Origin of the sequence: Polyangium sp. 15x6, assembly GCF_029960785.1 — a bacterium.
In the GTDB taxonomy this organism is placed as follows: Bacteria; Myxococcota_A; Polyangia; order Polyangiales; family Polyangiaceae; genus Polyangium.
This window is the reverse complement of the sequence record NZ_JASBQE010000178.1, coordinates 1-11470: the sequence shown is the minus strand read 5'-3', so window position 1 is coordinate 11470 and position 11470 is coordinate 1. Positions and strand designations below refer to the sequence as shown.

General features: G+C 69.1%; 10 protein-coding genes and 1 pseudogene. 5 read left to right on the top strand and 6 right to left on the bottom strand.

Translation table 11 applies throughout. From position 1 onward, the window contains the following. On the bottom strand, positions 1-431 hold a 431-nt coding region (locus QHF83_RS51655; RefSeq protein ID WP_282425568.1), incomplete at its 3' end, for a VCBS repeat-containing protein. Positions 432-854: 423 nt separating this feature from the next. Between QHF83_RS51655 and QHF83_RS51650 the strand changes: the two genes are divergently transcribed. From QHF83_RS51650 to QHF83_RS51640, 3 genes are all read left to right on the top strand, one after another. Beyond that, a complete protein-coding gene (locus QHF83_RS51650) occupies positions 855-1667 on the top strand; it encodes a sigma-70 family RNA polymerase sigma factor (RefSeq protein ID WP_282425567.1) in 813 nt (270 codons plus the stop codon). Between the two features lies 1 nt (position 1668). Next, complete coding sequence (locus QHF83_RS51645) at positions 1669-3531, top strand: serine/threonine-protein kinase (protein WP_282425566.1); 1863 nt, start codon at positions 1669-1671, stop codon at positions 3529-3531. A gap of 174 nt (positions 3532-3705) precedes the next feature. Continuing rightward, positions 3706-5631 (top strand): hypothetical protein, encoded by a 1926-nt coding sequence (locus QHF83_RS51640; protein ID WP_282425565.1) that lies wholly within the window; start codon positions 3706-3708, stop codon positions 5629-5631. Positions 5632-5848: 217 nt separating this feature from the next. Here the strand turns inward: QHF83_RS51640 and QHF83_RS51635 are convergent, their stop codons facing one another. The 5 genes from QHF83_RS51635 to QHF83_RS51615 all read right to left on the bottom strand — a co-directional run bounded on the left by QHF83_RS51635 (position 5849) and on the right by QHF83_RS51615 (position 10648). After that, positions 5849-6367, bottom strand: coding sequence for a sigma-70 family RNA polymerase sigma factor (locus tag QHF83_RS51635; RefSeq protein WP_282425564.1), 519 nt, complete (start codon positions 6365-6367; stop codon positions 5849-5851). A gap of 70 nt (positions 6368-6437) precedes the next feature. Beyond that, positions 6438-6782, bottom strand: coding sequence for a hypothetical protein (locus QHF83_RS51630; protein WP_282425563.1), 345 nt, complete (start codon positions 6780-6782; stop codon positions 6438-6440). Positions 6783-7237: 455 nt separating this feature from the next. Beyond that, positions 7238-8335, bottom strand: coding sequence for a sigma-70 family RNA polymerase sigma factor (locus QHF83_RS51625; RefSeq protein ID WP_282425569.1), 1098 nt, complete (start codon positions 8333-8335; stop codon positions 7238-7240). A gap of 67 nt (positions 8336-8402) precedes the next feature. Continuing rightward, the gene (locus QHF83_RS51620) at positions 8403-8663 is read right to left on the bottom strand and encodes a hypothetical protein (RefSeq protein ID WP_282425562.1); all 261 of its coding nucleotides are present in this window, start codon (positions 8661-8663) and stop codon (positions 8403-8405) included. Positions 8664-9535: 872 nt separating this feature from the next. Further along, positions 9536-10648: a hypothetical protein gene (locus QHF83_RS51615; protein ID WP_282425561.1), complete on the bottom strand. Its 1113-nt coding sequence runs from the start codon at positions 10646-10648 to the stop codon at positions 9536-9538. Positions 10649-10746: 98 nt separating this feature from the next. Here QHF83_RS51615 and QHF83_RS51610 point away from each other — a divergent pair, with 98 nt between their 5' ends. Both QHF83_RS51610 and QHF83_RS51605 read left to right on the top strand, forming a co-directional pair. Continuing rightward, a complete protein-coding gene (locus QHF83_RS51610) occupies positions 10747-10959 on the top strand; it encodes a helix-turn-helix transcriptional regulator (protein WP_282425560.1) in 213 nt (70 codons plus the stop codon). A gap of 216 nt (positions 10960-11175) precedes the next feature. After that, a pseudogene (locus tag QHF83_RS51605) lies at positions 11176-11470 on the top strand (hypothetical protein); the annotation flags it as partial.

Below are 11470 nucleotides of genomic sequence, written 5' to 3'. Positions count from 1 at the left end.
ACCAGAAGACGATCCAAACCATTATCAGCCGTCAGGCGACCTGTCCGATATGCACCCTGGCGGCCATGGGAACACGAGCGGCCACGACCTCTTCGACGGGCTCGCGATCGACACCAGCCACCTAGCGGAGCATCCCCCTCGACGGAGCTACTTCCCACGGCGATATCCCAATGCCCGTCCGCGTTGAAATCCCCCACTTGGATCCCATTCACCTTTTCGTTGGGTGCGACGAGTTGCGGCGCCCCGAAGCCATCCTCCCCTTGACCGAGCAGCACATTGACCGATCGCATTCCATCCGCGCCCACGGTCGTCACGACGACGTCGAGGCGCCGGTCCTCGTTGAAATCGGCGAGCCGCAGGTCGGTGCCGCTGTTGTCGGAGATCCGGTACGACCGCGGCTGCGACACCCGGCTCGATCCTTCGTTCAGCATCACGCTGACCCCATACAACAACGGACTCCCCCGTGGGCGAGCACCACGTCGAGATCCCTGTCTCCGTCGATGTCTCCGAGTTGCATTCCACCAACCGACAGGGGTTCGGGCGAGATCGTATAAACGGGAACGAGGGCAAACGAGAGCGCGAACAGGAACGCACGCATAGTCGAATTCCTTTCAGTTCCCAGGAAAACGCGACGCTCCCCAGTGGCCCGCGACCAACGCGAACATGGGGACAACGGCCCGCATGCTTCCTGTCCTCCCCGTGCTCACTTCCGCGCGGGCACGAGGACCGTGGCAAGGCGTGCGCCCGCGCCACGCGACCGAGCGCGTCCACCGGCGAGGCCGGAGCGCCGGGGGCAGGATTTCGTCGCTTGCGCCGGCGGCCGAGCTCCGCTTACCATCGCCGCGTCGATGCACATGAAGGAGGCGAGGCTGGCACTCGCGGCTGCAGGCCGAGGCGCCTGGCCGGGGCTCGACCTCGACGACGACTTCTTCCTCCGTCACCTCGAGCGTCATCTCGCGGCGGCACCCGATCCCGAGGCCGCGCTCGCCCGCGTGCGGGCTGACGATTTCTATCTCGCCTGCGCCTGCGCCGCGGGCTCGCCGGGCGCCGTCGAGCAACTCGAACGGCGCTTCGGCGGCGTGATCGACGCGGTCGCCGCCCGCTTCGCGCCGAGCAAAGATGGCCGCGCCGAGCTCCGCCAGATGCTGCGCGAGCGGCTCTTCGCTGCGCGACCGGGCGCGGAGCCGCGTATCGCCAGCTACTCGGGCCGGGGTTTCCTGGAGAACTGGCTGCGCGTCGCAGCCGTGCGTGCCTTCGTGAACGCCGCGGAGAGCGAGCGGCGCGAGATCCAGGCCGAGGGCGACGCGCTCGAGGCCGTCGCCGACGGCCGCGACGTGGAGCTGGATTTCCTCAAGGCGCATTATCGCGATGCGTTCCGCGCCGCCTTCTCGCGCGCGATCGCGCGGCTCGAGCCGGCAGAGCGGCTGGTGCTGCGCCTGTCGGTGCTCGACGGCCTGACGTGCGACGAGGTGGCGGCGGCCTTGGGCGTCCACCGCGCGACGGCGGCGCGGCGCACGGCGCAGGCGCGGCAGCGGCTCTCGGACGCGACGCGCGAGGAGCTTTCGAGCGCGCTGCGCGTCGGCGACGCCGAGCTCGACAGCATCCTACGCATCGTCGAGAGCAACCTCGATCTGAGCCTCTCGCGCCTGCTTGCCCGGGACGAATGAGATGCGCCCGCCGCTCGCGTCCTGCCCCGACACCGAGGCCCTCTGCAGCTTCGTCGAAGGGCATGCGGCGGCGCCCGAGCGCGACGCGCTCGAGCGTCACCTCGACGACTGCGCCGCCTGCCGCCGCGCCCTCGTCGAGCTGGGGCGCGTCCTCGGCGCCTCTCCCCCTGGGGCCGCGAGCGAGCCCCACGCCACGGCGCCCAGCCCGCCGCACGAAGCTCCGAGCCTCGGTCGCTACCAGATCCGCCAGGTGGTCGGTGCGGGGGGCATGGGGGTCGTCTACGAGGGCTGGGATCCGGCGCTCGGACGTAGGGTCGCGCTCAAGCTGATGAGGCCGGACCAGGCCGGCGCCGCCGATCGGCTCGCGGCCGAGGCGCGCGCGCTCGCGAAGGTCACGCACCCCAACGTGCTCACCGTGTTCGACGTCGGCGTCGAGGGCGGCGCCGTCTTCCTCGCGGCCGAGTACGTCGAGGGGGCGACGCTCGACAAGGCCTGGCCGGGGCCCGGGCCGGGTTTTCGCGAGCGCGTCGAAGCATACGTGCAGGCTGGGCGCGGCCTCGCCGCCATCCACGCGGCGGGCCTCACGCACCGCGACATCAAGCCAGCGAACCTCCTGCTCGGCGACGACGGACGCGTGCGCGTCGCCGATTTCGGGCTGGCCGTGGGCGCGGAGCAGCGCGCCGACCCGGCGGGCACACGGGCGTACATGGCGCCCGAGCAGCGCGCCAGCGAGGTGGGCCCGGCAGTCGATCAGTTCGCGCTCGGGCTCTGTCTTCTCGAAGCGCTCACGGGCGCGCGTCTGCCGGCGGGCACGGCGGCCGCAGAGCTCGCGCGCCACGGGCGCGAGCGGTGGGGGAGCGCCGGCCCGGAGCCCGCGCTGTGGGACGCCCTCGCCCGCGCGATCGCGATCGATCCCGCCACCCGCCACCGCGACGTGGAGGCGCTGGTCGCGGCGCTCGAGGCCTCGCTCGATGCGCGTCCCGTGGCCGCTCGGCGCCGGGCGCGCGCGGTCTCCCTCGCGCTCGTCGGCGTCGGCCTCGCGACGCTCGCCGCGGCCAGCTTCCCGGGCGACCGAGCCATACCCACGAGCACCACCTCCGCGAACGGCGTCGATACGACCCACGGCACCGCCGCGCCCGCGCCGAGCGTGGCAGCGCCCGAAGCGTCCGCCACGCTCACGGCCGCGCCGGCTCCTTCTCCGCAGCCGCCGGCATTTTTACGGCCCCTCCTGCCCGCGAGCGCGCGCCCCGCGGCATCCATCGCTGCGGCAGCCGGTTCCGGCACGCCTTTCGCGTCGGGCAGCGACAGGGGCGAGGCCGCGAAGCTCATGCAGAAGGCGGCGGAGGCGTTCCGCGGGGGGAACGGCAAGGCGTGCCTGGAGCTCCTCGCGCGGGCCGAGAAGCTCGACGCGGCGAGCGTCGGCGTCATGGCCCAGACGCGCGCCTCGTGCGAGATGCTCACCGGCCAGTGCGAGCAAGGCGCGAAGCGCATGCGCGCCGCCGGCAACGACGATGTTGCGGTGCAGCGGTCCCTGTTGCAATACTGCCCCGCAGACGACACGAGCCGGGCCTCCCCGGAGGAGCGCATCCTCGCCGTGGCGGCGCAGACACACCTCGGGCCCCGCACGGTCGCGCGTTGCGAGCAGCTCGCCACGCAACTCGAGCGAGCCATCGGCGAACGCCCTTCGCCGGCGCCGGGCACCGTCTTCCACGCCCGGGTGAGCCTCGCGCACTGCTTCGCTGCGGCCGGCGACTGCGCGCGCGCGCGGGTCGTCGCCGGCGCTCTCTTCCCGGTGAACGATCGCGAGCAGCGCGCGGCGACGTGGCTCGCCGGTCAGCGCCCCGAGTGCGCCGCCGCGCGGTAAGCGCGCTGCCGAGAGACGCGATCGGGCCACGGCTCCCGCTGCGGCCCAGAGCACCTTGCGTGAGGCCCGTCTCTGCCGCCGGCGCAAGCGACGAAATCCTGCTCCCGGTGCGACGGCCGATCGAGTGCCCTGTCCGAACGGAATGACCTGCGGACATTGCGAAGGAGAATGACGATGAAGACGCGTACGCTCGTTGTGGTTGCATTGGGGCTTTGGGCCAGCGCATGCTCGGCCGATCCCGGGACCGGGACCAACGGCGCGGCCGGCTCCGGAGGCATGGGCACGAGCGGCTCTGGAGGCATGGGCACCGGCGGCGCAGGTGGAATGGGCACCGGCGGCTCCGGAGGCATGGGCACAGGCGGCACTGGTGGAATGGGCACCGGCGGCTCTGGGGGCGTGGGCGGCTCTGGCGGCATGGGCACCGGCGGCTCTGGGGGCGTGGGCGGCTCTGGCGGCATGGGCACCGGCGGCGCAGGTGGAATGGGCACCGGCGGCGCAGGTGGAATGGGCGCGAGCGGCGTAGGTGGAATGGGCGGGACATCGAGCGCTTCGAGTGGTGCACAAATCTGCGTCCCCGGCGCGATGAAGAGCTGCTATGACGGGCCCGGCGGCACGGAAGGCGTGGGGACGTGCCTCGGCGGAATGTCGACGTGCCTGCCCGACGGCTCCGGCTTTGGTCCGTGCGAGGGGGAGGTCTTGCCGGCGACGGACGATTGCAAGACGGCGGTGGACGAGGACTGCAATGGCGCAAACGCGACGTGCCCCGGCTCGACGAGCTGGAGCCGACGCTTCGGCAGCAACATCATGGAACAAACCGAAGAGAAACTCGGGGGGCTCGCGGTGGACGCGGGAGGGGACGTGCTCATCACGGGCGATTATCTTCGCTCGATGGACTTCGGCGGCGGCCTCTTGCTCGGAAACGTGGGGTACAATCTCGACGGATTCGTCGCGAAGCTCGACGGTACCGGCCAACCCATCTGGGCGCGCAACATTGCATCGACCAATGCATTGCACATGCGCGGCGTGTGCGTCGATCCGCAGGGCAACGTCGCAGTCGTCGGCGATACCACCGGCGGCGGCATCAACGCGGGCGGAGGCCTGAAGGTCGGCACCGGGTCGATGCAGACGTTCGTGGTCAGCTACGATGCGGAGGGCAACCATCGCTTCTCCCTGGTCTCGAACGGCTCGGCCTCGGCCTACGCAAAGGCCGTAGCTTGCGGCCCCGATGGGTCCATCGCGCTGGTCGGCACGTTCACCGGCAACCTGACCTTCGGCGGCAACCAGATCAACGGGGGGGGTTCTCCCGGGGACGCATTCGCCGTGAAATTCTCGGGAGATGGCCAGGTCATCTTCACGAAACGTTACGGGGACACCGCATTCCAAACAGCCACGGGCGCCGCCTTCGATTCGCAAGGCCGGCTCGTGATCGCGGGATACAACACCAACACGATCAACTTTGGCGTCGCGACGCTCGACAAGGGGCTCTTCGTCGCGAGGCTCTCGGCGACGGGAGAGCACGTCGCGAGCAGGAGCTTTCCGGAAGACGCCGCGAATCAGACACAAAATTTGTGGGTTCGCGTGGCCGCGGGGCCGGACGACACGCTCGTCTTGACGACGGACTCGGGGGACAAGCCGATGATCGTCGATCTCGGGATCGCCGGCCCGCAAAACGGGACGTTCTTCATGGTGAAGCTCGACGCGTCCACCGCGCCGGTATGGGGGAGGGCCTTCACGGGCGCCGGAGGTTTGAAGGGCGTCACGTTCGGAAACAACGGCGACGTCGTGGTGACCGGCGCGCTGCGCGGATCGGTCGACTTCGGGAACGGGACCGCGCAGACGACGGCCGGCGCGTCGGATATCGTGGTCGCCTCGTATTCGGCCGCGGACGGCGCATTCCGGTGGTCGCGCGTGGAGGGGGACTTCGACTCGAAAACCCTGCCCCAATGGGGCGAGGCCGTCGGCGTGAATGCAGCGGGCCAGATTTACGTGGGCGGCAGCTTCGAGGGAGCCATCCACTGGGGAGACCAGGAGCACGTCGCGAGCTTCGGTTATGGCGGTCTTTACTCGTCGGACGTGTTCGTCGCGTCGCTCGCGCCGTGATGGCGTCCCCTCGGCCCTCGGCGGGGGCGCGCCCGGCGTCGGCCATTCGACGGTCGCCACGCCGATCCGCCCGACGCGGGGACGGGACCATCATTGCGGAGTCGGCTGGGTCGCAGCTTCCAGCGCGCAAGTCGCAGGGGTAGCCTCGCCGATCGGCTCACCCACTGCGCGGATGGGGGGAGCCAAGGTACGACCAATGGAAGGGCCGGCTACGACGTCAATGGTCCTTCATGCGTGGGCGAAAGAGCAAGCGACGTAGGCGCTTCCGTGCTCTTGCCACACGCACCTCGGCCCCACTCTTCCGCAACCCGATCCGCCTCCCGATCTCACGCAGCGTCTCGCCCTCCACGAAGCGCCAGACGAGGAGCTGCCCGTCCGCCTCGTCGAGCCTCCCCAGCGCCACGCGCAACGCGTCCACCAGCTCCGCGTGCGCCTCGGGTTCCTCCGGCATGGCTCGCGCCGCTTCGATGGCTTGCGCGTCGAGCACCTCGTACGTGTGCCGCTCGAGCTTCCGCCAGTTCGCGGCACACCGCCTCGCCAGCGCCAAGAGCCAGTGCCTTACCTCCCTCGTTGCCACAGGTAAGACATTACGCCGCCGGAACGCGACGAAGAACACGTCCTGAAGCACATCTTCGATGTCCCGCAACGCGACTCCGCACTCCACCAACGTGCGCAGCACTGCCCCCGCGTGCTCCCCATGGAGGCGGCGCCACCGAGCCCCGTCAGCGCTCGCCATCCGTATACCGGCGTAGGAGCTCCGGGTCAGGTGGATCGCCCATGATCGGCAAGAGCTGCCGGGCCACCCCTCACCTCGCAGGGGCGATGAAGTAGAGCAACCCTCGCGCGGTCGGAACGCCGGCCGATGGCTCGACGAAATGCGCGGGGAAGTCCGCCGCGACCAGCCGAAGCAGCCCCCGCTCCTCCGCGGCGAGTAGCGCCCGATCCAGCAGCGCCTTCGGCACCTGTGGAAACGCCACGCGCACGAGAGACACGGGCACACCGGGCGTGTCGCGATAGCTGGGGAGCAGGCGCAGCAGCTCGCCGAGTACACGCGAGACGAGATCCGGATCCGCCGCCGCCCCGCGCGCCGCGCGCACCTTGTCGACGAAGCACATGACCTCCGCCAGCTCGGCGGGGAACAGCTCGCGCATCGCGTTGATGGCCTGCTGAAGGGGCGCTCGAAACCTTGGTGGCGGAGGCGGAGACGACGAGCGCCCCTCCCCCACCACGAGCTTCATTTGCACCCGCGACCTCGGCGCGCTGGGGGGTTCGTCGGGGCGCATCGTTCGGGGAGGTTCCTGAGACATGAACGCATCTCGGTGAGGTGGATGGATCACGAGCATCACGAGAGCGGCGACCGCGCGCGAGAGGTCCCTTCCTCATGCCTAGACGAACGCGCCTCCCGCGAGGCGGCCGTCGCCCTCGTGATGCTCGTGATCGGCAAAAGTGCTCCCGGAAGGGCGCACCGGGCGCAGCTCGCCCAGAGAGGTGCCCTCGCGCCCTCCCGGGAGCGCGCAACGTAACCCTGCCCAACTCGCTTCGCGCCGGATGGGCTCGACCAGCTATCGAGAAGTATTGGGTTGACTGGTCTAAATGGACAACGAAATCAATTTGCCAAAGGAGTCTGGGCTTTCAGACTCGACATCACCTCGACGACCCGCGCCTTCAGCTCCGGATGCGGATTCTGCGGGAATCGCTGGTCGTACCGGCGAAGAGCATCCTGCGCCGCGGAAACGTTGCGAGCCAGCGCTGCCCGAAATGCCTCCTCGAGGATGGCTCTCGCATCCACGAGCACCGGCTTCGCCCGCTGCGTGCTCGCTTGCGAAGGATTGCCCGCCGGCGATGCCGGTGCGGGATCGGGGATATCCATCGGACGCGGCATGGCCGCCGCCACCACTCCAACGCGTTCGGCCAAAGGCCGCGCGTCGATCCACGGCCGCACGCGCGGATCCGGGCGCAGGAGCAGATACACGATCACGCCCCCCACTACGCCTCCACCAAGAGAGCTGCCCGCAAGCTCCCACCAGGAAGAGCGAGAAGGCCGCACCCCGGATGCCGGGGCCTCTTCCAGCGCAACGTGCTCTCCCCTGCCGCGCAGGTGCGCGAAAAGCGTGTCGATGGTGAGCAGCGGCGCCAGCATCGCGACGGTCCGGTCTTTGCCGAGCTTCTTCTCGACACGCTCCCGAAAGTCCTCGCGCGCTCGCGCGATCCACTCTTTCGCGGTCCTCTCCGGAACGCCGACCAACTCGCCGACCTCGCGCACGGTGAGCATCGCGAACTCGCGGGCCTCGAGCACCTCGCGCAAGCGGGGCTCCATCTCGGTCAAGACCTCGCGCACTATTCGGATATGCTCGTGCAGCGCGAGCTCCTCTTCCTGATTGCCCTCCCCAGCCGTTTGCGAGACGTCATCGTCGGCGACGAAGCCGCCGCGATACTGATCCTGCGCGAGTGCGTCACGCGAGACCCGACGCGCAATTTCGTACAACCACGTCGCGACCGATCCTTTGCTCCGATCGTACCGCGGCAGGCTTTCGAGCGCGCTCCGGAGAATGTCCTGCGCCACGTCGGCGCGTCGGCTGTACGGCACGGGCGCCCACGGGACCGGCAACACGCGTAGCCACTGGAGAACCCGCGGCGCGAGCACCTTCAGGGCCTCGCGCGGGTCGTCCGGGAGAGGCGGAAGCTCCCCGGTGGCTCGCTTCATGATGGCGGCACGTCGTCTCACTCCCCGGAAGTATTGGGTTGGGCGGGCCGGATGGACATCAAAAATCTTATTTGTCCTGCGGGATGCAGCAGAACGTGGCCGGAAGCACCTCGACAACCGCCCCTTGGGGTTCGCCTCCCGTCGCTTCGCAGGCGCCCGCGTGGTACTCGATGTTCGTCATGGCCTTGCTTCCGAGGGCCTCGCCGGCCGGGGTCAGGTCGAAGCAGGGGCTATCCAAGGAGGACGCTGGTACGCCCCCGAGAAGAGCCTCGGTGCAGGCCGCGTCCGTGTAGATCGAGGCCGTGGCCGTGCAGACGCTTCCCGACACGGGCCCGCAGCCGCAAGGGGTACAGGAACGCTGATCGTCGAAATCACTGAAAAAAACGTGTCGCTCCGTGTAGTGCTCCCCTTCGCACGGAACATCCCCCTCCTTATAGACGCAGGCGCGGTACACCGGGGGCACAGGCTCGGGGATACACATGGCGCCGGAGCCACACCCGGCGTGCCCGGTGTCGGTCAGGCCCTCGCAGACCGTGGCCTCCTGTGCCCAGGTGGGCGGTGCGAAATCAGCTTTCGGGATCTCAGGGAGATCGGGCTCGCAGGACTCCTCGACGACTGCAAGGGGTCCGATCGACAACGATCGAACGCATGGCGCACCGTCACACAGAGCGCCCGCGGGGACGGGGTTTTCCTGGGTGCAGGTTCCATCCCAATCGGCGGGCGCGTCAAAGGATGTCGTGATGGGATCTGGAGATTTACACAGGGTGCTCTGCGCTGTGAAGGTCGAGGATGGGCTGCACTTGCCGATCGAGGGCTTGCAGATGCACGCGTCACACGCGGCAGGTGATGCAGAGAGCTCGGCGAATTTCGTGACGTGAAGCTCGGGCGCCACAGATGGGCAACCAGGGCTCGCGCCTCGCGGGCCAAGCCAGACGAGGACCGGGTCGCTCCACCCCAGGGGGCGAAAGGCGACGCACTGGTCGCCGCAGAAGTTGCCAGCTTCCAGCTCGCCGGAATCGGGGGCAGCATCCCCTTCCGTACCGGCATCGCCAGCGTCGGCCTCGACATCCCCATCCGTGCCAGCGTCAACGGGGATGTAATAACCTTCGGAAATCCCGCAGCTTGCAGTTGAAACTGCCGCGAGTATCACGATCGAACGACACAGGGTCGGATACATAAAAAAAACTCCTGGAGGCAGCTTCAGGGTTTTACCACGGAGAAGCCGACAGAAGGCAAGAGATAACTCATCGTCCAGAGCTCGGGCCCGCCAGCATCCGGGGCTCCGAAGCTCGAGCTCGCTCGCAGCGTCGGAATCACGACATCGGCGTAGAGCCGTAAGGCCATCTGCTCGCTCCGGTACAGATCGTAGGTGCCACGAAATCCGAATCCTGCGACCGGAAGAGCCCTGTTGGGGACGTCATGGCTGCTCACGGGAGCGAGATCGTATATGCCTCCCCCGCCAAGGATACATGCTCGAAATCCCCCCGTCGGAAAGCGTGCCAGCAGGATCCCCATCATGAGCGCATGGTGCCCGCTGATGCCCTCGATGCTGTCCACCGGGTCCACGACGACTCGCCCCTCGAACGCCACCACGAACGGAACGGCGTTCCAGCGCAACCCCACCTGCGCCGCACCGCCCACGGCCACGTGCGGTGTGTCCAAGAATCCGGTGACAAACGCGGCCGAGAGCTCGAGCCGGGGCGTCCATGCCGATGGCTGGAAAGGCAACGGTCGATCGTCACGGGTGACGATGCGCGCGGGGGGAGAGTAGATGACGGGGGCTGAAGTCTGCGGCAGCGGGGGAGGACCGGAGGGAGGCGGAGGAACAGGAGGCGGAACTGGCAGAGGAGGTGGCGGCGCCCGAAGGGTCCATGCAGGCGGGAGCTCGCCGATCGGGGTCGCGAACTGCATGAAGACGCGGAGCGCGAGGGCCTCGACGAGGGTCGCACACGTGGGCGCCTCGCTCGGGGTCATGGTCTGCCACTGCGTCGCCCCTGCGGCGTCGAGGCCACGCAGCTCGGCCTCGAACTGCCCGACCTTCGGGCGGATCGTGACGGCGAGCGTGGCGCGCGCGTCATCGGGGAAAAGGTCGTAGCCGAACTTCGAGTTGACGAGCGAGGCGAGGCTCGATGCCGGGGGAAGTTGAGCGCGGAGGACGCGACCTCGTATTGCAGCCGGAACGCTGGGCGGGGCGGCTCGGGGTCCGCATACGCGCGCGACGCCGCGAGGAGCGGCGCCAGGGCTGCGAGGAGGAGAAGGGCCAAACGAGGCATCGATCGTGGTTCCGGGTTCGTCGAGGAACGACGCTACCACAGGTTTGGCCTGGATCGGATCACGACTTAAAGTCTGTGGACCCCTGCCCGGGGTCCTGAGACGCTGCGGCCGTGGCGCGGCGTACGTCAACACCCCGAATGTCGGCTCGTGAGCGGTTCGCGAAAAACCTCCGCGCCGCCCGGAAGGCCAAGGGGTTGTCGCAGGAAGCGCTCGGGGAGCTCGCGGACCTGCATCCGACGTACGTGGGGTCGGTGGAGCGCGGGGAGCGGAACATCTCGGTGGACAACATGGACCGGCTGGCAAGGGCGCTGGGGCTCGACGTGGCGGATCTGCTGCGGCAGCCGGTGTGATTGGACAACCGCAAGCAGCCGGGAGCCGACCCCCGTAGGACCCTTTTGGCTGTGCTCGTGCAAGGCGAGGTCACGGCGGCTGCCGCTGGCGACATTCTGCATAATTGCCGGACGCAGGCACTGTGTACTGTATCCGGTGATCATCGACGGAACGGTGATGCTACCACGCGTGATCAATCGCCGGAACATCTTCAACGATGACGGTCTCTTCGTCCGGTGCGAATGCGTCGCCCCGACTCGGGCGATGTCCATTCGACTGGCGCGGCGTATGTGACGGGCGGAGCGGGCGCCGAGGCGACCGCGGGCCGCGGAAGCTCCACCGGAGGAGCAGCGACGACGGGGCGCGGGGTCTCGACCGGCCGCGCTGCGGCCCCGGGTCGAGCCTCGATGGGCTGCACGGCCGCGGGCGGCGTGGCGGAGCTCGCGGGGGCAGGCACGGGCGGCGCCACGGGCGGCGCCACGTTTGCCACGGGGCGCGGCGTGGGCGCCACGGGGGCGGGCGTCGGCGCAG